Raw genomic sequence first — 22,868 nt, 5'->3', positions numbered from 1 at the left:
CTCAGCGCTGACCCGCCTGCGAGCCTCGGCCGCGCACCCGGCGACGTACCACGCAGCCGAACCACGTTGACCGCAACACCACGGATCAGTATTATCCGAAAATGTGCAATACGAATCCGTGATACTTGAGCTTCAACGCGCAACACACGCCACGCTCCAGGTGCTCGCGGCCGAGCTGGTCGACCTGGACCTGACGCCCTCGGAGCTCAACGCGCTGGGCAACCTGGCCGACGGGGCCGCCCGGACCGTGTCGCAGCTCGGCGCCGCAGTCGGCAGCCGGCCGACCACGCTGACCGGCGTACTCGACCGACTGGAGCGGCGAGGGCTCATCACCCGAAGTCCCCGCCCTGGCGACCGCCGAGCGGTCCTCATCGAGCTGACCGCCGACGGCGCGCACACGGCCGCGCAGATCCACCGAACGCTGCGTGCCGTGGAAAAGCGCGCGCTCACCGACCTGCCCCCCGACTCGCTCGCCAGCGCGCGAGCCGTACTGCAAGCGCTGACGGAGCTGGGGACATGAGCCACGACAACTTCGACGCCCTGATGGCGGAGGTCATGACCCAGGCCGACCAATTCGGCCACCGACAGCACATCCACCTCGCCTGGCTCGCCGTACGCCGGTACGGCACGCCCGCGGCCATCACCCTCGTCAGCGAGGGCATCCAGCGCACCGCCCGGTACGCAGGCGCGCCCCACAAGTTCCACGCCTCGGTCAGCCGGGCCTGGGTCGAGCTGGTCGGATATCACGCCGTGGACGACACCGGCGACGACTTCACCGCCTTCGTCGACCGGTACCCGCAGTTGCTGGACAAGCGGCTGCTCACTCACCACTACCGCTCGTCCACGCTAGCCACTGCGGCCGCCCGTACCGGCTGGGTCGAGCCGGACCTCCTGCCGCTACCGGCGCACCGCCGATAGCCGCGCCCAAGCGAGCCTCGCGGTCGCCAGCCTCGCAGTTCGTTCCCGGACTCAGGCATCTGGGCTGGAGACCGCACCCTGGAGCGGGCAACCGTTCAATCCGGCCAACCCCAGGGCGAACATGCTCATCCACACGTTCGGCGAACGCGGCCTCGCCACATACCTCGTACTGGAAGAACAGCGCACGGTATGCCTACTCCGCATCGAATGGCCGTGATCCACAAATCAAGGCGAGCGGCAACGTCCGCCACTACCGACAACCACCGGCGCACATTGAGCACCGCCCGGCTTCGGCCGACAGCGCTGCGCCGTGATGATCACTACTCCTGAAAAGCGGACGGTCGCCGACTGGTGTTCAAGACGATCGCCGTTAGCGCTTGGGTGCTGTGTGGGGTTGCGCGGTGGAGCCTGTACAGCACGGAAGTACAGCAACACCGCCGCACAACGCCTGTCCTGAACGCACATCAGCACACGTCCCGACCAGCGCGGCGAGGGTCTGACCTTGGGGCCGCCGATAGTTCGGGACGAAGAGGCCGTGGGTTCGAATCCCGCCACCCCGACCAGTACAGGGCCGTGATCGAGAAATCGATCACGGCCCTGAGTGTTTTTCTGAGTGACAACGGGATTCCGACTCCTCGGACGGCCGACCCGACGAGCCGGCCCACCCTGAACCCGGGCCTGATCCCGCCGCCCCACACTCTCGGTCCCTCGCTACGCTCGGGGCTCTGCTCACTGGGGCTCCGCCCCAGACCCAGGCGAGAGGCTCCGCCCCTCCCACTCCCCACCTTCCAGAATCGGTGTCCTCCCCCGTCCAAGGACCTCTGCTCTTCCCCGTTCGAGTATCTCGGTCGTACCAGCGAGGCTCTCCGGGCCTGACGGCCCGTGTCGCCTCGCTCCAGCCGTCCGGAGGCGATCGAGGCTCCAACCGGCGATCAACAGCGGCCGGTACCCATCTCGGTTGAAAAGCGACGATCGGCGCGGCGAGCAATCCAGAAGGGACGTGACCGAAGGTGACACCGATTCAGTCGAGCAAGCGGGCGGCGGCTTCGATGAAGCCGCTCGCACGGGACTCGTATGTGGCGATTTCGCCGAGTGAGTTTCCCCTTCAATACGCTCCTGCTGGTTGGAGTGTCTACGGAAGCGGAATCCCCCCTTCGGATGACCTATGAGTCGTGGTTCCAGGGATTGATGAGAAGGGTCTCGGTCCGGGTGAGGTGCTTGGTGTTTCGACTCACCAGAGTCCAGCCGTTGGCGAGTGCCGTGGCGGCGATCAGAGCGTCCGGCGGGTCGATGGCGTCCCGGAACTCTTCAGGCGCTTGTGGATCGTCAGGTAAGCAAGAGCCTCTGATTCCCCGATGGGAGCGATTCGGTCTCTATATTCGTGCCTGATGTCGGCCAGCATCCGTTCGAAGGCGGCGCGGCGGTCGGGATCCGAGGCGGTGGAGATGTCCAGTTCGATCTCGGCGAGTGTCACGACGCTCAGGAAGATGCTCGGGCAGGGACAGAACGAGCCCAGGCCACGACGGCGGGAGACGGACGTGGGCGAGTGGTGAGTTCTGCCGCACGTTCGTGTCGAGGAGTTAGATCACTGGCCGCTCGCGGCGTCGTCATAGGAACGCTCGCCGAACTCCAATCCCTCAAACGGTGCGGAGAGGAGGAAATCCAGGAAACCATCGTTCGCCATGACGGCCCAACGTTGGAGGACGGCGGGCAGAGCGTCGAGGTCGGTGTCGGCGAGTTCGGCGTCGAAGTGCTCGCGCTGCTCCTCTGGCAGGGATTCCCTGATCTCCCTCATGGTCCTCAGGGGATGCTCAGGCTCAGGACGGTGAGAAGACAGCGGCCGACTGGACGCGGTGCCCATGATCTCCTCCCCTCCTCACCAGCGGTTCAGCGGTGGCTATCCACCCACTCTAAAGGCGATGCTTCCCCATGTCAGCCGGTGCCAGGTATGTCGCCTTCACCCGAACTCCCTTGGTACCGACATCGCACCGATCACTTCAAGGCGACTTGAAGCGGCTCTCTGTCGATACCGGCGTCGGTCGGCTGCGCATGAAGCGAGCCACGCCCGCCACGTGATCACGGGCGGAGGCGGCCACGTCTGGTTCAGGTCTTGCGTTGCCGACGTGGGCCTTGTTCCGCTCGTTCGAGTGCGATGCCGAGCCGGCGCCGGGAGGGCCGGACACCCAGGTGCCCGGTCGGCTCCAGCGTGCAGGCGCGGTTGTGCCTCCCGATGGAGGTCAGGGGGCCGGAGGAGTCGGCGAAGAAGGCGAGAGGGGTGGGGCGTCTTTCACCCTCGGTCGGAAGCCCGCTCGATCGCGGGGGCGACGAGGCCGTCCGGTTCCGCGTGGATGACGGTTCGGGGCGGGAGAGGCGGCTGACGGGGAGGGCCCAGCGGGGGTGGGCGGTGGTGGTGGGGTGGTGGAGGCGGCCCTGGAGGGCTTTCAGGGCCGCGACCTGGGTGAAGCTGACGCTGACGAGGAGGGCCCAGGCGCCGAACTTGGCGGGGTGGACGAGGTGCCAGGTCTCGGCCTGGTCCGGGTAGGTCCAGGCGCCTAGGTAGGTGGCGAGGTTCTCGGCGACCCACAGGAAGAAGCCGATGAGGGCAAGGGCGAGGGCCAGGGGCATGCGGTAGCGCTCTTCGCCGACGGTGAAGTGGACGACGGTGCCCCAGGTGGCCAGGAGCAGGGCGAGGGCCAGGGGGACGCGGAGGTCGACGAACCAGTGGTGGGCGATGAAGTTGATGTAGATGGCGGTGGCGACGAGGGCCGTCGTGCGGGTCCGGTAGGCGACGAGGCGGAGGTCGAAGAGGCGCCAGGCGCGGCAGACGTAGCTGCCTACCGCGGCATAAAGGAAACCGCTGTACAGCGGCACGCCGCCGATCTTGGTGTAGGCCTCCTCGGGATAGCTCCACGAGCCGAGCCTGACCTTGGCCAGCTCGAAGGCGAGGCCGACCACGTGGAACCCGGCGATGACCAGGAGTTCCCGGGACGATTCCAGCCGCAGCAGGCGGAACACCACCGTCACGGCGATCGCGTAGAGCAGCAGGGCGTCGTAGCGGGGGATCGGCAGCGGGACGACCGACGCGGCGGCCAGGCCCGCGAACAGCGCCACCGCGAACGCGCACGCGCTCACCTCTATCAAGGCGAACCTCAATAGCTGCCCCGCGAAGGTCCTCATGCCTCTGTGAGACCTCGGCCCCGCCCCTCCGGTTCGCCGTCCCCTGGTTCGAGGATCCGGAAAGAAGTCCCCTCAACGGTGCGAGCCGGGCCGGACGGCGGAACTCGTCACAAGTCCCGCGCGCCGGGACCGCCCCACCGGGCGGCCATGCCCTCGTTCATGCGGGTGCTGATGGGACAGACTCCTGGGTCCCGCCCACCGGGGCTCCGCCCCGGAACCGTTGATCTGGTGCGCGCGATCAACGGCTGGTCCGGTTTTGCCGGGTGTCAGATCATGCGGCGTCGGTGTCGGTGCCGCGCAAAATATACAGGTCATCGCCGAAGACCGCGGAGATCTGGAGATGGCCGCCAAGGGCCTGGACGTAGCGGGCGATGGCGTCCACGGTCGACACCTCACCGCGCTCTATCTGGGAGACCCGGCCCTTGGTGACGCCCATCCGCTCGGCGACCTCGCTCTGGGTCAGACCGAGCGCCGTACGACGCTCGGCGAGCCGGTGACCGTCGACGTAGGACTGGTTTCGCTTGCGGGCCTCGGCCACGGCCTGCTCTCCACCGGCCTCGGCGACGATGCCTGCCCTCACATCACTCCACTTGGGAAAGTTCGTCATCGCTGCCCCTCCTCGGCCTCTCGTTCCTTCACGTACTCGACGTACAACTCCTCAGCACGCGGGATGGCCCGCCGGTACCAGCCCGACCAGTCTCCCGACTTGTCCCCGCCCACCAGCAGGATCGCCGACCTCCACGGGTCGAAGACGAAGACGATCCTCACCTCGGAGCGGCCCGCCGAGCCCGGCCGCAGTTCCTTCAGGTTGTGAACCTGGGAGCCCTCCAACCGGTCGACCAGCGGACGCCCCAAACCGGGACCGCCTTCGGCCAGCCTGTCGATGGCATCGACCACCTGGGCTTTGGACTTGCCGTCCAACGTCTTGATCCAGCCCAGGAACTCGTCGGTGACCCGGATCTCCCACTCCTCCACGGTGCGAGTTTAGCAAATCCTCTACTTCTCTGGCAGAGCACGCGCGGTCATGACCACGACCGCATAGAAGGCCGAGGCCGAAGTCCGAGAGTCATTCGACTTCTTCACAGCACATTCCAACAGTCCCCCATGGAAGTCGGACGATCCGATGGCCGTCGTCAGTCCGGCAAGTCATCGCGGTACAGGTCCGGCTGTTGGCCGAAAATCAGCGGTGCCCTTCCGGGAGCGAGGTCCCGGCGCCCTGCCGGGCCGCGAACTGGAGGATCGCCTCGGCGGCGGCGGCCGGGCCGTCGACGGCGTCGTAGCGCTGCTGGATTCGGCGGGCCGAGCGGCGGTGGGAGTCGTCGGCGAGCATTCGGCGGGTGAGGGCGGCGAGCTTCGGGACGACGTCGTCCGGGGCCAGGCGGCGGGAGGCGCCGAGGCGTTCCAGGAGGACGACGTTGAGGTCCTGTTCCAGGTGGAGGGGGATGCCGATCGCGGGGGTGCCGGCGGCCATCGCGGTCTGCAGGCTGCCCTGGCCCGCGGTCACGATCGCGAGGTCGGCCCGCGGCATGACCAGGTGGCTGGGCAGGACGGACTCGACCATCACGCGCTCGTCCTCCAGATCGGCCAGGTCGTGGACGGTCGCCGCGACCAGCACGCGGGCGTCGACCGCCGCGAGCGCCCCGACGACACGGCGGATGAGCTCCGGCGGGGTGGACGTGAGCGCCGCGTACACGACGGGGCCCGGCGCGTCGAGGAACTTCTCGACCCGGTCGGGCAGCGGGAGGTCGAGATGGGCGAAGAGCGGGCCGGTGTAGTGCAGCCTCGTGTCCGGGCGGTAGCCGCGGCCCGGACGCCAGGCGGCCATCTCCTCGTCCGGGATGCCGACGACCTCGGGGATCTCCGGGACGAGCGTCAGGTCGCCGAGCAGCAGCGCGGGCATGCTCGGGACGGGCTCGACGCCGAGTTCCGCGGCGATCCGGTCGAAGCCCGAGCAGTAGTACCGCAGGGACGGCAGCCTGCGGGCGACCGCCCGGCGGGCGAGGAAGCCGGGCATGAAACGCGGCGGGCCCTGGCGGGTGGTCGGCACGGGCAGCAGGCCGCGTTCGAAGACCGGCGGCACCCAGCTTCCCGCGTGCTCGGTAACGAGCCCGACGCCGGCGAGCCGGGTCGACAGCAGCGTGGTGAGCGTGAACCCGGTGACCGCGACGGTGATGCCGTGCTCGCGGAAGTACTCGGCCTCCGCGAGCACGTAGGTCCGCAGCTCGTCGTCGGTGTACATGCTCTGGCCGGGCGGTCCCAGCCCCAGGCCCGAGCGGACGAACTCGGCGCTGCGCCGCGCGCTCATCCCGGGTCCGACGATGTCGTGGGCGACACCGGCCGCGGCGAGGAGGTCCTCGTGGACGCCGCCGTGCGTGGCCACCCGGACGTCCGCGCCGCGTGCGCGCAGCGCCTTGTGGAACTCCAGCATCCTGGACGTCTCGGATAGGTATCCGCAGTTGGGGAGAAGACAGATCATGGCGACCTCTTCCGCAATATATTGCGCTTTTTCGCTAGCATAGGCGTCATGGATCCTTCGCGGAAGGCCGCATTCGGCCTCGACCCTGACCTCGACCCGTCAGCGCGCGCCTTTCGCATCCTGCTGATGACCGGCCAGCGGCTGCACGCCCTGATGGACGAGCGCCTCCGCCCGGACGGCCTCACCACCCAGCAGGCCGCCCTGCTCACCGTCGTGAAGGCGATGGACGCCCCGTCCGTCACCGAGGCCGCCCGCGCCCTGGGCACCACCCACCAGAACGCCGCCCAGCTCGTCGCGTCCCTCACCCGCAAGGACTTCCTGCGCACCGAACCCGACCCCGCCGACCGCCGCCGCCGCGTCCTCGTCGCCACCGAGGCCGGCGACGCCTACTGGCGCGACCGAGACCCCGCCGACTTCGCCGCCCTCGCCGACTGGTTCTCCCCCCTCACCCCCGACGAACTCCACACCCTCACCGCCCTCGCCGAACGCCTTCTCCTCTCCCTCTCCGCCCCCTCCTCCCCCGAGGCCTGACCGCTGCGCACGAGGGAATCCTGCGGATCTCGGATGGGCTGCGGCACGAAGAGGAGATACCGCCCGGGCCTGGGACGCGGCCGGGAGATCCCGGGCGGTCGGCTCGGCCACCGAGGTGGGACCGGGTCAGGCGAGGGTGGCGGTGATGATGGCGATGTCGTCGTCGCCGCCTTCCGCGTAGGCCTTCAGCAGGTGGTCGCAGAGGCTTTCGGGGTCGGTGGGGCCGGCGAGGACCGAGGCGCGGAACTCGGCGAGGGAGGTGTCCAGGTCGACGTCGCGGACCTCGACCAGGCCGTCGGTGATGAGGACCAGGCGGGTGCCGGGCGGGGTGTCCAGGGTCTCGGGCCGCGGGTGGGGGATCTGCATTCCGAGCAGCGGGCCGTGCGGGATGTGGAAGTGGGCCTCGCCGTCCCGGGTGATCACGAGCGGGGGGATGTGGCCGGCGTTGGCGATGTGGACGCGGCGGGCGCCGGGCTCGATGAGGACGATGCAGAGGGTGACGGTGATGGCCGGGTGGGAAATGGCCAGCAGCGTCTCGAGGCGGTCGAGGATGTGGTGGGGCTGGTGGCCCTCGCTGGCGTAGGCGCGTAGCGCGTGCCGCACCTCGCCCATGATCGTGGCGGCGGCCAGGGAGTGGCCCGCCACGTCCCCGATGGCCAGGAGCAGGCCGTTGTCGGTCTCCAGGGCTTCGTAGAAGTCGCCGCCGATCTCGGTGTTCTCCGAGGCCGGAAGGTAGCGGTAGGCCAGGTCGATGCCCTCGACGACCGGCAGGCTGCCGGGCAGGAACGAGCGCTGCAGCGCGAGGGCCAGGGAGTGCTCCTCGTTGTAGGTGCGCAGTGCTTCCAGGGCCAGGGCGCAGGCGTGGACGAGCTGCTGCAGGAGCTGCTGGTCGTCGGGGCCGGTGACGGCGTCCGCGGAGACCGCGAGGCAGAGGGGCGGCCGTCCGCGCTTGGTGCGGGCCACCGCCAGGGCCATGTCGCCGGGGAGGTGGTCGGCCGGGAAGAGCGCGTTCCAGTGCGCCTCGGGCACGGTCGCCATCGCCGCCCCGGTCCCGTCGCCCAGGCAGTGGGAGGCCAGCCGCTCCAGGAGGTCCGCCTGGACGGGAAGCGTGCGTGCGGGGGCGTGCGGGGCGGCGACCACGCTGTGGACGGCCTGGCCCTGCGGGGAGAGGAAGACGGCGCTGGCCGCGCAGTCGAGGAGGAGGGCCGCGCCGCCGGTCGCGGCGACGGCGAAGGAGTGGAAGCCGACGGCGCTGTAGACCTCCAGGGTGGCCTGGTTGAGCGCCATGAGCCGGGCGGCCAGCCGCTCGGCGCGCTGGCGGGCCCTGGTGTAGCGCAGGGTGGCGGTGACGGTGGCCAGCAGCTCACCCGGGTCGATGGGCTGGTCGAGGTAGGCGTCCGCGCCCCGGTGCAGGCCTTCCGCGTGGTCCTCGGGGCTGATCGCGGCGGCGGAGATCTGGATGACGGGCAGGTCCGCCGTCGCCGGGTCCCGTTTGATGCGCTCGCTGACCTCGAAGCCGCTCATGTCGGGCAGCCGGACGTCGATGATCGCGATGTCCGGCGCCGAGGCGGCGAGGTGCGCGAACCCCTCGCCCGCGTTGCCCGCCTCGAGGACCGCGTGTCCCGCGCGCCGCAGCCAGCTGGCCAGGACGTAGCGGTTGGTGTCGTTGTCGTCGATCACCAAGATGGTGGCCGGAGCCGTGTCCCGGGTGTCGTCAATCACCGCTGGTCCCTTCCGGTGCGGGCGCCTGCCGCACGGCGGTGCGGTCCGGTATCCGTACCTCTGCCCGCGTACCGACGCCATGAGTGCTGGTGAGCGTGAGGGTGCCGCCCAGCAGTTCGGTGAGCTTGTGCGCGTAGGGCAGGCCCAGCCCGGTGCCGGGCCGGCGGCTCTGGTGCCTTCCCTGAACCTGGTAGAACTCCTCGAAGACCCGGCCGAGCTCTTCCCGCGGAATGCCGATTCCGGTGTCGGCGACGGTGAACAGCACGACCGGTTCCATCCCGGTCCGGTCGATGTGGACCGATAGGCGCACTTCGCCCTGTTCAGTGAACTTCAGTGCATTGGACAGCAGATTGCGCAGAATGCGCGTCAGCAGCGTCTCGTCCGTGGTGATGACGGGCAGGCTCGTCGGCTCCGGGGCGACCAGGGCGACGTCGTCGCCGGGATAGGTGCCGCGCATGATGCCGCTGAGCTGTCCCACCAGCAGCCGCAGATCGACCGGCGCGTTGTGGATGTCCAGCTGGCCGGATTCGGCTTTCGCGACGTCCAGCAGGTCGCTGACGAGCGACAGCATCGTGTTCCCGGAGGAGGCGATGAGTTCGATCTGCTGTTTCTGCTCCGCGGTCAGGTGCTCGGATTCCGGTGCGAGCAGCAGTCGGGAAAGAGCGACCACCGCGTTTATCGGAGTGCGCAGTTCATGGCTGATGTTCACCCAGAACCGCGTTTTCGCCTCGCTCGCCTCGCGCAACTGACGCGACTTGTCCTCCAGTTCGGTGTGCAATGCCAGCACTCCGCTGTTGGTCGTCTCCAATTCCTGCGTCAATTCCGAGTAGAGGGCCAGGACTCCCTGGTTCGTCTCCTCCAGCTCCTCGTTCAGCCGGAGCAGTTCCTCTCGCTGGGCGCGCGTCTCCTCCAGCGCCGCGATCAGGTCGCGGGTCTGAGCGCGCAGATCGTCGACCTCCGAGATCGGGGTGTTCTCACGCAGCGCCTCGACGAACCCGACGCGCGCCTCGTGGCGGAGGACGCCGTTGCCCGACAGCGGCTGGCGTACGAGGATCCTGTCCCGCTCGCCCCCGGGTTCGTAGCGCACCTCCTGCACCAGCCGGGAGGCCAGTTGCAGCGACTCGGACGCGGGCGCGTCTCCGGCGGGCCATTCGAACGTCACGACGACGGCGGCCGGCGGCCGGTCGTCCAGATGGAAGGTCACCGACAGACCGCCGCGGAGCATCTCACGGCCGAGCTCGCTCAGGGCGGTCGCCAGGCGCACCTGGTCCTGGCGTTCCATGCCCAGCGCGGCGGCCGCCTTCTGAGCGCTGCGACGCAGGGTGAAGACGTCCTGGGAGGACGACAGGCCGAAGGTCACGGGAGCGGAAGCCTGCTGCCCATGACCCGTCACCATGTGTTCTTCACCACCACCACACCCGCGTCGTCCTTACGCACGCCCGCCTCCCGCAGCAGCTGTCCCGCCACGACGGCGGGCGAGTGCTGCAGCAGCCCCGGCAGCGCGTGGAGATCCCAGCGTTCGGTCAGGCCGTCGGAGTGCATGACCAGGGCGCCCCCCGGCGGCAGCTCCTCCTCGAAGGTGCGGAGCCGGCGCATCTGCGCCCCCACGATGCCCGGGGCGGACAGCAGGGCCCGGCGCGCGTCGTGGCCGATGATGAAGCCGCTGATGTTCCCGATCCCGCAGTACGACAGCCGCCCGGTGTCCATCTCGATCCGGGCGACCGCCACGGCGCCTCCCCTGGTTCCCTTCAGCGCGCGGTGAACGGCCTCCATGACGCCTTCGGGATCACGGGCGGGAGTCGCGTGGAAGGCCCGCACGGCGGTGGTGGAGGCCAGCGCCGCCAGCGGTCCGTGCCCGAGCCCGTCGCACATCATCACCAGCAGCACCGAGGGGTCCAGGGCGCGCACCGCCCAGGCGTCCCCGCAGCTCAGTTCGCCGCTGATCGGCCGGGTGACGCCGGACGCCACCGGCGTGCGGCCGCCCGGGACCGGGTGGACGGGCTTCCCGCCGGGACCGCGGTTCCAGAACTGCGCGGCCATGACGGTGCCCCTGCCCGGCACGGAGTGCACGTCGAAGGCGTCGGCCAGCCGGGCCACCGCCCCCAGCCCGATGCCCAGCGTGCCGGCGCTGGACGTGCCGTCGGCCAGCGCGGCGGCGACGTCGGCGATCCCCGGGCCCGAATCGACGGTGAGGAACTCCACGCCCGCCCGGTTCTCGTCGCGCAGCACGCGCAGCAGCAGGGCCCCGTCCTCGGCGTGCCGCTGGACGTTGGTGGCGGCCTCGGTCACGGCCAGGGCCACCTCGGCGGCGCGGTGGGCGTCCAGGCCCGTCCGCCGGGCCAGTGCCGCCGCCGCTCCCCGGGCGGCCGCGGCCAGCGAAGGACCGTCCCGGAACCAGGACACGTCCTCGCAGTCCAGGACCTCGACGGCTTTCACCGGACCCATTTCGTGATCGTCACGGTGGTACCCGCTCCGACCTCGGTGGCGAGGTCGAACTCGTCGACCAGCCGGCGTGTTCCGCTGAGGCCCAGGCCCAGGCCGCCGCCGGACGTCCAGCCGTCCGTCATGGCCAGCTCCACGTCCGGGATGCCCGGCCCGTCGTCCGCGAAGACCGCGGCGACGCCCCGGCGCACGCCCTTCTCCACCATTCCGGCCCTGACGGTGCCGCCTCCGCCGTAGACCAGGGCGTTGCGGGCGAGTTCGCTCGTGGCCGTGATGAACTTCGTCTGGTCCACCAGGGACAGCCGGCACTTCTGGGCCAGGGTGCGGACCATCTGCCTGATCTGCACCACGTCGCTACTCCGCGCGATGGAAAGGACGTGTGGCTCCTCACCGACCGCCCAGGGCGGTGTCATGCCAGGTCCGAGGACTGGAAGGACCGGTGCAGCCGGGCCAGCCCCTTCTCCAGGTCGAGTGCCGTGGACACTCCGCCCAGCGACAGGCCCAGTTCGACGAGGGTGATGGCCACCGCGGGGCGCATGCCCACCACGACGGTCTGCACGTCGAGCAGGCGGGAGATGTCCGCGATGGTGGCCAGCATCCGGCCCACGAAGGAGTCGACGATCTCGACGGCGGTGATGTCGATGACGACGCCCCGCGCGGAGCGGGCCACGATCTGCTCCGCCAGGTCCTCCTGGAGGTTCAGGACGGTCTGGTCCTCCAGGTCGAACTGGATGGAGACCACCAGTACTTCCCCGATCCGCAGGATCGGCACGCGTTCGGTCACCGGCGTCCGCCCGTTTGCGCCACCAGGTCCACGCCCGACCTCTTCAGCGCCAGCCGCAGCGCGTCCGCCAGGGTCGCCTTCGTCGTGATGTCGCCGAAGTCGATGCCCAGGGCGACGATGGTCTGCGCGATCTGCGGCCGGATGCCGGAGACGGTGCACTCGGCGCCCATCAGGCGGACGGCGACGATCGTCTTCAGCAGGTGCTGGGCGACCTGGGTGTCGATCGCGGGAACACCCGTGATGTCGATGATCGCCTGCTCGGAGCCTGTGTCCACCAGCGCCTGGAGCAGGCTCTCCATGACGATCTGGGTGCGCGCCGAGTCCAGCGTCCCGACGATGGGGACGGCGATCACCCCGTCCCACAGCTTCACCACGGGCGTCGACAGCTCCATCAGCTGCTCCGACTGCACCATGATGATCTCTTCGCGGGTCTGCGTGTACGCCTCGATCGTGAACAGGCCCAGCTCGTCGAGCAGCAGGCCGAGCCGAACGTAGGCCTTGATCTGCTCGGCCGACCCGTCCTGCAGGACGGGCTCGAGGACCCGCTTGAGCGCGAAGATGCTGACCGCCGTCTCGCTCGGCGTGAAACCCTGCCTGGCCCTGGTCCGCGACAGTTCGGTCAGCAGGGCCCGCACCTCCGACATCTGCTCGGAGTGCACCTCGCGCGCGCCCTGCCGCAGCGCCTCCACCAGAGCGGCGTACAGCTCCTGCAGCTCCCGTTCCAGCACCTGCAGGCTCATCCGGCCCGACAGGGAGCCGAAAGCCCGCTGCGCCCACTCGGCGGCCAGATCGCGGCCCTCGGCCGACAGCAGCCCCACCAGGTCGACAGCGGTGTCCCGCTCTACCATCACGTGCTCCTCGTATGAAAGATCACCAACCAAGGGTGAACGGGTGAAGCCTATGTCATCTAGGCGACATGACGAGATTCCCCCACGAAACGGCTAACTACGGGAAAAAATGCCGGTCGGCACCCCTCCAAAAATCGCACCGATTTTCGGTACCGCCGATAACAGATTTTCTTCTTTTCGCACAGGAGACCGCCGGGCCTCCGTCGAATCAATCGGTATTCCAAGAAGCCTTACCCGACGCCGTAATGGCCGAGGCGAATTCGACCCGATCCGCGGGAGGCGGAGGTCAGGACGGCGCGGAGCGGCTGAGAGGATCGAGGAGGGGGAGGCCCGTCATGACCCGTGAACCCAAGGTGGACACCAGGTCCGTGCTCGGCAAGGTCGCGGCCGTGCTCTACGCCTTCACCGCCGACGACCACGGGGTCGGCCTCGCCGAACTGGGGCGCAGGACGGGAATCCCCAAGGGGACGCTGCACCGCGTCCTCGCAGGCATGGTCGAGGTGCGTCTGCTCGACCGGACGGGCGACGGGTACCGGCTGAGCGGGCAGGTCTTCCAGCTGGGCATGCGCGCCTCGGTCGAGAGGGGTTTGATCGAGGTCGCCACCCCCTTCATGGAGGACCTCTACGAACGCACGCACGAAACCGTCCATCTCGGGGTGCTCGAGGGGACCGAGGTCGTCTACGTGTCCAAGATCGGCGGGCACCGGCAGGCGGTCTCCCCGTCCCGGATCGGCGGCCGGATGCCCCTGTACTGCACCGCGATCGGCAAGGCCCTGCTGGCGCTCTCCCCGCCCGACCTGCTGGAGCGGGTCCTGGCCGAGGGGCTGGCCCGCAGGACGCCCCGGACGGTCACCGCGCCCGGCCTGCTGCGCCGGCAGCTGGAGCGCGCGGCCGAGACGGGCGTCGCCTTCGAGCTGGAGGAGTCCGCGGTCGGCATCGTCTGCGTGGCCGCTCCGGTGCTCGATCCGGCGGACCGGCCGATCGCCGCGGTCAGCGTCACCGGGCCGGTGACCCGGTTCCGGCCGGAGGCCCACGCGGCGGTGGTGAAGGCCGCCGCGGCCGGGATCGCCGGGACGCTCGCCCGGCGGGCCGCGCTCGTCCAGAAGGACTGAAGCGCTTCGACCGGCGTTCCACTGAGTGGAACGTTCGGGTGGCTGTGAGCCCGTGACCTGGGCGATCGTTCTGTCATCAGCCCGACGCGAGGAACTGTGATGACACCGAACGACCCCCTGGACCGCGAAGCGGCCGTGGCCGCCGCAGCGGCGCGGCTGGAGGCCGCGGAGGCCTCCCGCACGCCCTGCGCCCCGGTCCGCGACCTGCTCGGCGAGACCGACATCGAACTCGCCTACGCCGTCCAGCGGAGGCTCACCGAGAACCGGCTCGCCGCCGGGGCCCGGATCGCCGGCCGGAAGATCGGCCTCACCTCCCCCGCCGTGCAGCGGCAGCTGGGCGTCGACCAGCCCGACCTCGGGGTGCTCTTCGAGGACATGGACGTCACCTCCCTGGACGAGGTGCCCGGCGGGCGGCTGCTCCAGCCGAAGGCCGAGGCCGAGATCGCGTTCGTCCTCGGCGCCGACCTCGACCACGAGATCTCCGGCGTCGACGACGTGCGCGCGGCGGTGTCCCACGCGGTGGCCGCGCTGGAGATCGTCGACAGCCGGATCGCGGACTGGGACATCAAGATCACCGACACGGTCGCGGACAACGGCTCCAGCGCCCTGTACGTGCTCGGCGACCGGCGGCTGACCCTGGAGGAGTTCGAACCGGTCGACGTCGGGATGAAGCTCTACGCCGACGGCGTGCTCGTCTCCGAGGGGAACGGCGCGGCCTGCCTCGGCGACCCGCTCGCGGCGCTGGCCTGGCTCGCCCGGACCGCCCGCGCGTTCGGCTCCCCCCTGCGGGCCGGGCAGGTCGTGCTCTCCGGCGCGCTCGGCCCGATGGTCCCCGCCCCTCCCGGCTCCGTGATCCGCATGGAGCTGACCTCGCTCGGCTCCGTGACCGCGACGTTCTCCAAGGAGGCCCGATGAAGAAGACGAAAGTGGCGGTGATCGGCTCCGGCAACATCGGGACCGACCTGATGATCAAGGTGATCCGCCTGTCGAAGACGCTGGAGATGGGGGCGATGGTCGGCATCGACCCCGACTCCGACGGCCTGGCGCGCGCCCGCCGGATGAAGGTCCCGACCACCCACGAGGGCGTCGACGGGCTGATCGCGATGGACGGCTTCGACGAGATCGAGATCGTCTTCGACGCGACGTCCGCCGGAGCCCACAAGGTCAACGCCGCCAGGCTCGCCCCCCACGGCAAGAAGCTGATCGACCTGACCCCCGCGGCGATCGGCCCGTACGTCGTCCCGCCGGTCAACCTCGAGGAGCACCTGCGGGACGGGGCGGGGAACCTCAACATGGTGACCTGTGGCGGGCAGGCGACGATCCCGATCGTGAACGCCGTCTCCCGCGTCACCCCGGTCGCCTACGCCGAGATCGTCGCCTCCATCTCCTCGAAGTCGGCGGGCCCCGGCACCCGCGCCAACATCGACGAGTTCACCGAGACCACCTCCCAGGCGATCGAGGCCGTCGGCGGCGCCGGACGCGGCAAGGCCGTCATCATCCTCAACCCCGCCGAACCTCCGATGATCATGCGGGACACCGTCTTCTGCCTGATCGGCGACGCGGACCACGACGAGATCCGCGCGTCCGTCGAGAAGATGGTCGCCGAGGTGAACCAGTACGTGCCCGGCTACCGGCTCAAGCAGGAGGTGCAGTTCACCCCGGTCGCCGAGGACGAGCCCGTGCACACCCTGCTCCCCGACGGCGGCCCCCTGACGGCCGTGACCACCAGGGTGGCGGTGTTCCTGGAGGTCGCGGGAGCCGCCCACTACCTGCCCGCCTACGCCGGGAACCTCGACATCATGACCTCCGCCGCTCTCCGCGTCGCCGAGAGCATCGCCGCAGGAGCCGCCCGATGAACGCCCAGCCGAACCTGTACGTCCAGGACGTCACCCTCCGCGACGGCATGCACGCCGTCCGGCACCGCATCGACCCCGAGAACGTCGCGAAGATCGTCGCCGCGCTCGACGCGGCCGGAGTCGACGCCATCGAGGTCGCCCACGGGGACGGCCTCGCGGGCGGAAGCCTCAACTACGGCCCCGGCAGCAACACCGACTGGGAGTGGATCGAGGCCGCCGCCGACAACGTCCGCGACGCCGTGCTCACCACCCTGCTGCTGCCGGGCATCGGCACCATCAAGGAACTGAAGCACGCCCACTCCCTGGGCGTGCGCTCCGTCCGCGTCGCCACCCACTGCACCGAGGCCGACGTCTCCGCCCAGCACATCACCGCGGCCCGAGAACTCGGCATGGACGTGTCCGGCTTCCTGATGATGAGCCACATGGCGCCCGCCGAGAAGCTCGCCGAGCAGGCCAAGCTGATGGAGTCCTACGGAGCGCACTGCGTCTACGTCACCGACTCCGGCGGCCGCCTGACCATGGACGGGGTGCGCGACCGCGTCCGCGCCTACCGCGACGTCCTCGACCCCGGGACGCAGATCGGCATCCACGCCCACCAGAACCTCTCCCTGGCCGTCGCGAACTCCGTCGTCGCCGTCGAGGAGGGCGTCACCCGCGTCGACGCGTCCCTGGCGGGCCACGGCGCGGGCGCCGGCAACTGCCCCATCGAGCCGTTCATCGCCGTCGCCGACCTCCAGGGCTGGAAGCACGGCTGCGACCTGTTCGCCCTGCAGGACGCCGCCGACGACCTGGTGCGCCCCCTTCAGGACCGTCCCGTCCAGGTCGACCGCGAGACCCTGACCCTCGGCTACGCCGGCGTCTACTCCAGCTTCCTGCGCCACGCCGAGACCGCCTCCGCCCGCTACGGCGTCGACGTCCGCACGATCCTCCTCGAGGTCGGCCGCCGGAACCTGGTCGGCGGCCAGGAGGACATGATCATCGACATCGCCCTCGACCTTCAGGCCGCCGCGAAGCCGGAAGGTCAGCCCTTGAAGTAGACCAGCTGGTGAGTGGAGGCCAGCAGGGTGCCGTCGCGGCCCCACATCTGGGCGGTCTGGTCGAAGTAGCCGCGCGAGAAGCGCCGGCTGCGGGCGGTGCCCAGGACGTACTCGTCCCCCTGGGCGGCGATCTCCTCGGCGTCGGCGTGGAAGTACACGGTGAGGGAGACGGTGCCCGCCGCCATGTACTGGCCGCGCCGCAGGAACACCCGCGGGTAGAACACGTCGCACAGGGACGTCAGGGCCGGGAAGTCGAGGGGCCGGGCCGGAGCGTCGCGCACCCACAGCGTGGTGGTCGAATCCGGGTGCTCGCCGGAGGTCTCGTCCGGGATGGCCCCCTCCACGAAGCGCATCTCGTAGTTGCGGGCCCAGGCGATGAAGTCCGGGAGGTCCTGGAGGGGGACGGCGTCCGGCGACGGGACCGACGGCATGTCGGTCTCGGTGTCCGACCACGTGTCGCGGCGGATGCCGAACACCGCGGTGGCGGTGGTCTTGACCTCGCCTTCCTGGGCCAGTTCGAGCGTCCAGTGCTGGTTGCTGCGGTTGGTCCGCATGATCCGCGCGGTGATGTCGAAGTCGCCGTCGGCGATGGGGGCGGCGTAGTTGACGGTGAGGGAGATCGGGTCGCCGAGCCGGTCCGGGTGCTGCTGCACGGCCCGCACGAAGGCGGCCGCGGTGACGCCGCCGAAGGGGCCGACCATGTTCGCGTACGCGGGCAGGGTCCGGCCCCGTACGAGGCCGTCGGCGGCGGGGACGAGCGCGACCGCCGCGTCGAAGCGGTGGGGCGGAGCAGCGATCTCGGTCATGCTCTCTCCTTGTGGGAGGACAGGCGGTTCTGCCCATACCGGACTTATGTATGTCAACATACATAGGAATCGACACCGTGGGGAATACGGAATGGCGAGACGCAGAGACCCGGACGGCCCCCGGGCCGCGATGATCCGCAGCGCGATCAGGCTGATCCGGCGGCGCGGCGTCGCCGCGACCTCGTTCGCGGACGTGCTGGCCGACAGCGGCGCGCCGCGCGGCTCGGTCTACCACCACTTCCCCGGAGGCAGGCCCCAGCTCGTCGAAGAGGCCACCCGCAGCGCCGCGGACCACCTGAGCGCCTCGATGGCCGGCGTGCTCGAGGCCTCGGACACGCCGGGCGCCCTGCGCGCGCTGACCGGCCTGTGGCGCCGCGGTCTCGAAGCCGGCGACTACGCCGTGGGCTGCCCGATCGTCGCGGCGGCCCTCGGCACCGAGCGGACCGCCCGCGACGTCGCCGGAGAGGCGTTCGAGACCTGGTGCGGCCTGATCGCCGACAAGCTCGTCTCCGACGGGGCCGAGCGGCGGCGGGCCGAGTCCGTGGCGGTCCTCGTCGTCGGCGCCCTCGAAGGCGCGCTCGTCATCGCCCAGGCCAAGCGCACCTCGGCCCCCCTCGACGCCGTGGTCGACGAACTGGGCGACCTGTGCCGGTCGGTGACCCGACGCCCGTCGCCCTCCCCCGGACCCGGCGAGACCCCCTGAACCGGGGCCTCGCGGCGGCCGCCGCGAGAGGCGCCGCCCTTCCCGAACGCCGAGACCGCACACCTCCGGGGCGTCGGAAGGACGATAAGATCGCGATCGACCCCTCACCGACCGCAGCACCCATCTAAGCGCCACGCTCCTCTCCGTGGGCCCACCCGGCAGGCATCCACCGGTACGCCGCGCCTGCCGGAGCCGACGCCAAGGTGATCGAGAAGGTCCCCATGTCGTACACCGACCCATATCCATCCCGCCAGGACGCGCAGCCCGCCGCACCCGAGGACCGCCTGGCGGTACGCCCGGACGTCCTGTTCGCCTACGGCAGCCTCCAGTTCCCCGAGGTCCTCCTCGCCCTCTTCGAAAGGGTGCCCGCGCACAGCCCGGCCCAGGCCCCCGGCTGGAAGACCACGACCCTCCCCAACCGCGTCTACCCCGGGCTGGTCCCCGCCATCGCCTCGGCGTCCGGCTACCTCCTCACCGACCTCAGCCCGCACGAGTGGCGGCTCCTGGACGCCTTCGAGGACCCCGGCTACGACCTGTGCCCCCTCGACCTCACCGGAGGCCGCCGCGGCTGGGCCTACGTCTGCGCCCTGGGCGCCGAGACCCTCCCCGACCCGTGGTCCCCCGACGAGTTCGCGCGCTTCCACCTGCAGGACTACGTCAACCGCTGCACCACGTGGCGCCAGCGCTACCAGGACCGCGGGCCGGCGCACCGGGGATGAGCCCGCGCTCCGGGCACGCCCCGGCCGCTCCCGGGCCGGCGGACGACGCCGGCCCGGGAGCGGAGTCATCCGCGGGCGGAGGGTCAGCGCTGCCGGCGCAGGGTCCAGAAGAGCCAGTTGCCGCCGGCCGCGCAGGTCGCCACGTCCCAGCCCTGGCCTCCGAGGTCGGAGAGGATGGAGACGACCTCGTTGTAGCCGCCGGAGAACATGCGTTCCTGGTCGCCGGGGAGGTTGACCCGGATGGAGCCCCCGTCCCACAGCCACTCCAGGGTGGCGAACTCGTAGGTGAAGATCACGGCCTCCCGTTCTGGACGATCGCGGCCGAGGCTAACACGAGACCCCATCCCGCATTATTCGTACCGATCAGCCAGGTCGGGCGCCGTTCACTTCCGTGCCTTTTCGTCCCGGGCGGGTACGGGAGGGTCGGGGGTGAGTCGTGGGGAGGGTGTTCCGGTGGGGGCGGAACGCGGGGGCGTCGGCACTGCGGCGGATGGACGCCAACGCCTGGACCGTGGTCCAGGCGACGCTCGCCGTGACCGTCGCGTGGATCGTCGCGGTGCGCGTGTTCGGACACCCCAGACCGTTCTTCGCGCCCATCTCGGCCGTCGTGGCGCTGACGGCGGCACGGGGGGAGCGCGGGACGACGGCCGTGCGGCTGCTGTTCGGGGTCGTGGTGGGGATCCTGGCGGGGGACCTCGTCATCCTGGTGCTGGGGCAGAGCCTGTGGGCGCTGCCGGTGTCGGTGTTCGTGGCGATGATGGCCGCGGCCGCGCTGCGGGCCGTCCGCATCATCATGGTCCAGTCGGCCGCGTCCGCGATCCTCACCGTCGTCTTCGCGGGCGGCGCGGCGGGATGGCAGCGGCTCGTCGACGCGCTGGTCGGAGCGGGCGTCGCGATCCTGATCGTCCAGTTCCTGTTCCCGCCGGACCCGGTCCGGCTGCTGCGCCGGGCGGTGTCGGCGACGCTCGCCGAACTGGCGGACGGCCTGGACGCGGCGGCCCTCGCGCTGGAGAACGACGACGAGGACGCCGTCCGGCAGGCCAGGGACCGGTTGTGGGAGGAGAGCGGCCGGCTCGCCGAACTCGCACAGGCCCGGACCTTCAGCCGCCGCATCGCCCAGCGGGTGCCCGCCCGGCGTCCCCTGATCGGGCGGGTGCGGTCGGCGAGCGAGAACGCGAGCCTCCTCAACCTCCTCTACGTCAGCTGCATGCTGCTCACCCGCGCGGCGCTCTCCCTCGCCGCCCCCGAACGCGAGCGCTTCGCACCGGTCGTACGCGGCCTGGCCGAGGCGCTCCACGAACTGGCCGCCCACCCCGACAGCCGGGAGGCCCGCCAGGCCTCCGTCGACCGCGCGCTGGACACCGTCCGCCCCCTCGCCGGCGAAGCGCCCGCCCCGCACCCCTTCCACGCCACCGCCGTCATGGCCGCCCGCATGGTCGTCCTGGACCTCATGATGTTCACCGGCGTCGACCCCGACCAGGCCCTCTCCGCGGTGCGCACCGGAAAGGGCGAACCCGCCGTCCCGCCGCCCCCGCCCCGGGACTAGGCCCTGGGGCCGGGACCGGCGAGCCTTGAACTTCCGATCATCGGCGCGCTCCCGGTCAGACCTTGGGGAGGGTGGACATGTGGGTGTGGAGGATTTCGTGCAGATAGTGGGGCGGGTAGGACTCCGGGTGCAGGGCGGCGTGGATGGCCAGGCCGTCGACGAGAGCGTGGAGGCGGTCGGTCTCACGGTCCAGGTTGCCGGTGGTCAGCGGCTCCAGTAGGGAGCGGCAGCCATTGCGGAGGGCGGTGCGGCTCTCGTCACAGAGGGCGGCCAGATCCGGGTCGACCATGGCGCGGGCCGTGAAGGCCAGCCAGATGCGGTGTTCGGTGAGACGTTCCTCGTCGAGCGGTAGCAGTTCGGCCAGGACCAGAACGGCGCGGCTGAGCGGGTCGGGCGAATCGGGGAGCGCGGAGATGCGCTTGTCGACTCCCGCGATGACGGCACGGAGCGTGAAAGCCATCAGGTCGGCCTGCGTGGCGAAGTAATGGCGGAGCGAGCCCATCGACAGCTCGGCTTCGGCGGCGACCTGACGGACGGAAGCCCGATCCAGGCCGTCGCGGAGGATCACCCGGCACACGGCTGCCACGACGTCCTGACGGCGCTGCTCGGGATCGACGGCTCTCGGCACGTGTTCTTTCTAGCACACCCGTGCTAGCTTCCGAAGTAACACGACTGTGCTACTAAGGAGCCTCCGGTGAAATCCGTCGTCCTCGCGCTCCTCGCCTGGCTCGCCGCCAACGCCCTGATCCTCTGCCTCGCCGGTCCCGAGCTGCCGATCAATCTGCCGGACCCCGCCACCGGCAAGCAGCTGACGGGTGTGAACACCCTCATCGCCGAAACACTGCTCATGCTCGTTCTGATCGGACTCCTGACGCGCAGGCGACCACGCCCGGACCTCGCTGCACGCGCCCCGGAGCACGCCGGACGCGAGACGCTCGGTCTCCTCGCCTACGGGGCCGTCGCCATGGCCGTCGGCTACGCACTCGGCAAGACCCTCGGCTGGCACCCGTTCGGCTGGCACCTCGCCGGCTCGGTGTTCGGCACGCACGACGACGTCACGCCGCGCGAGGCCGTCACCTGGGCCGGGTACAACCTCGTCGCCTACGCGATCATCCCGTTCGCCTACTTCCGTCGGCGTTACAGCGCCCGCGAGCTCAACCTCCGCTCCGCGGACCGCCGCGCGGACACGACACTGATCCTGGCCGTGCTGACGGTCGAGTCCCTGGTCCAGATCGTCGCCCTGGAACCCGCGATCTTCGACCTCTCGGCGCGCCAGCTGGCCCTCGGCGCCCCGCTGACCTTTGTCCTCTACTTCGCCGGAACAGTCCTTCCCGCGATGGTGTTCGTCTTCGCGATCCTGCTCCCGCGCCTGGCCAGGCTCACCGGCTCGACGGCGGCGACCGTCATGCTCGGCGGCCTGGCCTACACGGTCTTCCACCTTTGGGACGCCTGGGCCGTCTTCGGATCGCCGCGGGAGGTGACCGTTTCCCTGTGTTTCCTGCTGCTGACCTACACCGGCCCCGGCATGGTCAAGAGCTGGTTGACCGTCCGAACGGGCAACGCCTGGGTACACGTGTGGGCCTACCACGCGCTCGCACCGCACACCCTGAACGACACCTCCCTGATCGTCCGCGCCTTCAGGATCAGATGAGGCGATCCCGGACAACCGGCATGCACCAGCACGCATGGCGAGACACACCGAACGGACTTCTCGCGGACGCGCTACGGCAGAGGCCACGCGCCCAAAACACCATGATCTGGACTACGAACAGGCCCTAGAAGGCCGACAGGGCCGTCCCCGCAGCGAAGCCGAGCATGGCGATGAGGCCCGCCGCTCGGCCGCCCTTCTCGGCGGCCGTGGGGATCATCGAGTCGATCAGCATGACGAGGGTCGCTCCCGCGGCGAACCCGTTGACGGCGCCGTTCAGCGGCCCCGACGTCACGTCGGCCAGGGCGTTCCCGGTGACGGTCGCGAGGGCGCAGAGCACGGCGACGCCCAGCCAGATCAGCCGGATGCGGGCGGGGGAATGACCCGCCTCGCGCATCTCGGACGCCGAACCGACCGCCTCGGGAAGGTTGGAGACGAAGACCGCGGCCAGCAGCCCGACGCTGATCCCGCTTCCGGCCGCGACGCCGAGGCCGAGGACGAGCTGCTCGGGGATCCCGTCGAGGACGGCTCCGAGGGCCAGCG

The 22,868-nt window shown here is 70.4% G+C and carries 27 protein-coding genes; 11 read left to right on the top strand and 16 right to left on the bottom strand.

Annotation, left to right across the window (positions count from 1 at the left end; all coding sequences use genetic code 11):
- Positions 1 to 118 precede the first annotated feature (118 nt).
- Together ABD327_RS02620 and ABD327_RS02615 are read left to right on the top strand one after the other, a co-directional pair.
- The gene (locus ABD327_RS02620; protein ID WP_344448450.1) at positions 119 to 520 is read left to right on the top strand and encodes a MarR family winged helix-turn-helix transcriptional regulator; all 402 of its coding nucleotides are present in this window, start codon (positions 119 to 121) and stop codon (positions 518 to 520) included.
- A complete protein-coding gene (locus tag ABD327_RS02615) occupies positions 517 to 918 on the top strand; it encodes a hypothetical protein (protein WP_344448449.1) in 402 nt (133 codons plus the stop codon). Before ABD327_RS02620 ends, ABD327_RS02615 begins: the two co-directional genes overlap by 4 nt.
- Positions 919 to 2,188: 1,270 nt before the next feature.
- Here the strand turns inward: ABD327_RS02615 and ABD327_RS02610 are convergent.
- From ABD327_RS02610 to ABD327_RS02585, 6 genes are all read right to left on the bottom strand, one after another.
- Positions 2,189 to 2,392: a hypothetical protein gene (locus ABD327_RS02610; protein ID WP_344448448.1), complete on the bottom strand. Its 204-nt coding sequence runs from the start codon at positions 2,390 to 2,392 to the stop codon at positions 2,189 to 2,191.
- Positions 2,393 to 2,503: 111 nt separating this feature from the next.
- Positions 2,504 to 2,713: a hypothetical protein gene (locus ABD327_RS02605; RefSeq protein ID WP_344448447.1), complete on the bottom strand. Its 210-nt coding sequence runs from the start codon at positions 2,711 to 2,713 to the stop codon at positions 2,504 to 2,506.
- Between the two features lie 308 nt (positions 2,714 to 3,021).
- Positions 3,022 to 4,095, bottom strand: coding sequence for a DUF817 domain-containing protein (locus tag ABD327_RS02600; RefSeq protein WP_344448446.1), 1,074 nt, complete (start codon positions 4,093 to 4,095; stop codon positions 3,022 to 3,024).
- 271 nt (positions 4,096 to 4,366) lie between these two features.
- Complete coding sequence (locus tag ABD327_RS02595) at positions 4,367 to 4,702, bottom strand: helix-turn-helix domain-containing protein (protein WP_344448445.1); 336 nt, start codon at positions 4,700 to 4,702, stop codon at positions 4,367 to 4,369.
- Positions 4,699 to 5,070, bottom strand: coding sequence for a type II toxin-antitoxin system RelE/ParE family toxin (locus tag ABD327_RS02590; protein ID WP_344448444.1), 372 nt, complete (start codon positions 5,068 to 5,070; stop codon positions 4,699 to 4,701). The genes ABD327_RS02595 and ABD327_RS02590 overlap by 4 nt, the downstream gene beginning before the upstream one ends.
- 205 nt (positions 5,071 to 5,275) lie before the next feature.
- On the bottom strand, positions 5,276 to 6,571 hold the full coding sequence (locus ABD327_RS02585) for a glycosyltransferase (RefSeq protein WP_344448442.1): 1,296 nt from the start codon (positions 6,569 to 6,571) through the stop codon (positions 5,276 to 5,278).
- Positions 6,572 to 6,619: 48 nt separating this feature from the next.
- Between ABD327_RS02585 and ABD327_RS02580 the strand changes: the two genes are divergently transcribed.
- Positions 6,620 to 7,102: a MarR family winged helix-turn-helix transcriptional regulator gene (locus ABD327_RS02580; RefSeq protein ID WP_344448441.1), complete on the top strand. Its 483-nt coding sequence runs from the start codon at positions 6,620 to 6,622 to the stop codon at positions 7,100 to 7,102.
- 126 nt (positions 7,103 to 7,228) lie between these two features.
- On the opposite strand, the gene ABD327_RS02575 is transcribed toward ABD327_RS02580, so the two are convergent.
- From ABD327_RS02575 to ABD327_RS02550, 6 genes are read right to left on the bottom strand one after another with little or no spacing between them, the layout of a single operon-like run.
- On the bottom strand, positions 7,229 to 8,824 hold the full coding sequence (locus tag ABD327_RS02575; protein ID WP_344448440.1) for a SpoIIE family protein phosphatase: 1,596 nt from the start codon (positions 8,822 to 8,824) through the stop codon (positions 7,229 to 7,231).
- Positions 8,817 to 10,220, bottom strand: a complete 1,404-nt coding sequence (locus ABD327_RS02570) for a sensor histidine kinase (RefSeq protein ID WP_344448439.1) — start codon at positions 10,218 to 10,220, stop codon at positions 8,817 to 8,819. Before ABD327_RS02570 ends, ABD327_RS02575 begins: the two co-directional genes overlap by 8 nt.
- On the bottom strand, positions 10,214 to 11,269 hold the full coding sequence (locus ABD327_RS02565; RefSeq protein ID WP_344448438.1) for an ATP-binding SpoIIE family protein phosphatase: 1,056 nt from the start codon (positions 11,267 to 11,269) through the stop codon (positions 10,214 to 10,216). The genes ABD327_RS02570 and ABD327_RS02565 overlap by 7 nt, the downstream gene beginning before the upstream one ends.
- The gene (locus tag ABD327_RS02560; protein WP_344448437.1) at positions 11,257 to 11,616 is read right to left on the bottom strand and encodes an ATP-binding protein; all 360 of its coding nucleotides are present in this window, start codon (positions 11,614 to 11,616) and stop codon (positions 11,257 to 11,259) included. Before ABD327_RS02560 ends, ABD327_RS02565 begins: the two co-directional genes overlap by 13 nt.
- 59 nt (positions 11,617 to 11,675) lie before the next feature.
- Positions 11,676 to 12,050 carry an STAS domain-containing protein gene (locus tag ABD327_RS02555; RefSeq protein WP_344448436.1) on the bottom strand — a complete coding sequence of 125 codons (375 nt, stop codon included), beginning with the start codon at positions 12,048 to 12,050 and terminating at the stop codon, positions 11,676 to 11,678.
- Complete coding sequence (locus ABD327_RS02550; protein WP_344448435.1) at positions 12,047 to 12,898, bottom strand: STAS domain-containing protein; 852 nt, start codon at positions 12,896 to 12,898, stop codon at positions 12,047 to 12,049. The genes ABD327_RS02555 and ABD327_RS02550 overlap by 4 nt, the downstream gene beginning before the upstream one ends.
- A 335-nt stretch (positions 12,899 to 13,233) precedes the next feature.
- Between ABD327_RS02550 and ABD327_RS02545 the strand changes: the two genes are divergently transcribed.
- The 4 genes from ABD327_RS02545 to dmpG all read left to right on the top strand — a co-directional run bounded on the left by ABD327_RS02545 (position 13,234) and on the right by dmpG (position 16,903).
- Entirely contained in the window at positions 13,234 to 14,010 is a 777-nt protein-coding gene (locus tag ABD327_RS02545; protein WP_344448433.1) for an IclR family transcriptional regulator, read from the top strand.
- 99 nt (positions 14,011 to 14,109) lie between these two features.
- Positions 14,110 to 14,925, top strand: a complete 816-nt coding sequence (locus tag ABD327_RS02540; protein WP_344448431.1) for a 2-keto-4-pentenoate hydratase — start codon at positions 14,110 to 14,112, stop codon at positions 14,923 to 14,925.
- Positions 14,922 to 15,866: an acetaldehyde dehydrogenase (acetylating) gene (locus tag ABD327_RS02535; protein WP_344448430.1), complete on the top strand. Its 945-nt coding sequence runs from the start codon at positions 14,922 to 14,924 to the stop codon at positions 15,864 to 15,866. The genes ABD327_RS02540 and ABD327_RS02535 overlap by 4 nt, the downstream gene beginning before the upstream one ends.
- The gene (gene dmpG / locus ABD327_RS02530; protein WP_344448429.1) at positions 15,863 to 16,903 is read left to right on the top strand and encodes a 4-hydroxy-2-oxovalerate aldolase; all 1,041 of its coding nucleotides are present in this window, start codon (positions 15,863 to 15,865) and stop codon (positions 16,901 to 16,903) included. The genes ABD327_RS02535 and dmpG overlap by 4 nt, the downstream gene beginning before the upstream one ends.
- On the opposite strand, the gene ABD327_RS02525 is transcribed toward dmpG, so the two are convergent.
- The gene (locus ABD327_RS02525) at positions 16,888 to 17,709 is read right to left on the bottom strand and encodes an acyl-CoA thioesterase (RefSeq protein ID WP_344448428.1); all 822 of its coding nucleotides are present in this window, start codon (positions 17,707 to 17,709) and stop codon (positions 16,888 to 16,890) included. The genes dmpG and ABD327_RS02525 overlap by 16 nt on opposite strands.
- A gap of 91 nt (positions 17,710 to 17,800) precedes the next feature.
- On the opposite strand from ABD327_RS02525, the gene ABD327_RS02520 reads away from it, so the two are divergent.
- A complete protein-coding gene (locus ABD327_RS02520; RefSeq protein WP_344448427.1) occupies positions 17,801 to 18,412 on the top strand; it encodes a TetR/AcrR family transcriptional regulator in 612 nt (203 codons plus the stop codon).
- Between the two features lie 221 nt (positions 18,413 to 18,633).
- Complete coding sequence (locus ABD327_RS02515) at positions 18,634 to 19,131, top strand: gamma-glutamylcyclotransferase family protein (RefSeq protein ID WP_344448426.1); 498 nt, start codon at positions 18,634 to 18,636, stop codon at positions 19,129 to 19,131.
- Between the two features lie 83 nt (positions 19,132 to 19,214).
- On the opposite strand, the gene ABD327_RS02510 is transcribed toward ABD327_RS02515, so the two are convergent.
- Positions 19,215 to 19,427 (bottom strand): hypothetical protein, encoded by a 213-nt coding sequence (locus ABD327_RS02510; RefSeq protein WP_344448425.1) that lies wholly within the window; start codon positions 19,425 to 19,427, stop codon positions 19,215 to 19,217.
- A 140-nt stretch (positions 19,428 to 19,567) separates the two neighbouring features.
- Here ABD327_RS02510 and ABD327_RS02505 point away from each other — a divergent pair, with 140 nt between their 5' ends.
- Positions 19,568 to 20,677, top strand: a complete 1,110-nt coding sequence (locus ABD327_RS02505; RefSeq protein ID WP_344448424.1) for an FUSC family protein — start codon at positions 19,568 to 19,570, stop codon at positions 20,675 to 20,677.
- Positions 20,678 to 20,732: 55 nt separating this feature from the next.
- Here ABD327_RS02505 and ABD327_RS02500 read toward each other — a convergent pair whose 3' ends face one another.
- A complete protein-coding gene (locus tag ABD327_RS02500) occupies positions 20,733 to 21,305 on the bottom strand; it encodes a TetR/AcrR family transcriptional regulator (protein WP_344448423.1) in 573 nt (190 codons plus the stop codon).
- 66 nt (positions 21,306 to 21,371) lie between these two features.
- Here ABD327_RS02500 and ABD327_RS02495 point away from each other — a divergent pair, with 66 nt between their 5' ends.
- On the top strand, positions 21,372 to 22,328 hold the full coding sequence (locus ABD327_RS02495) for a hypothetical protein (RefSeq protein ID WP_344448422.1): 957 nt from the start codon (positions 21,372 to 21,374) through the stop codon (positions 22,326 to 22,328).
- A 124-nt stretch (positions 22,329 to 22,452) separates the two neighbouring features.
- Here the strand turns inward: ABD327_RS02495 and ABD327_RS02490 are convergent.
- Positions 22,453 to 22,868 (bottom strand): ZIP family metal transporter (locus ABD327_RS02490; protein ID WP_486303493.1); only part of this gene is annotated, 416 nt, incomplete at its 5' end.

The sequence above is a fragment of the Actinocorallia aurantiaca genome (genome assembly GCF_039533685.1).
GTDB classification, from domain to species: Bacteria; Actinomycetota; Actinomycetes; order Streptosporangiales; family Streptosporangiaceae; genus Actinocorallia; species Actinocorallia aurantiaca.
Note: the sequence above shows the minus strand (reverse complement) of the source record. Positions and strands in the feature narration are given on the sequence as shown.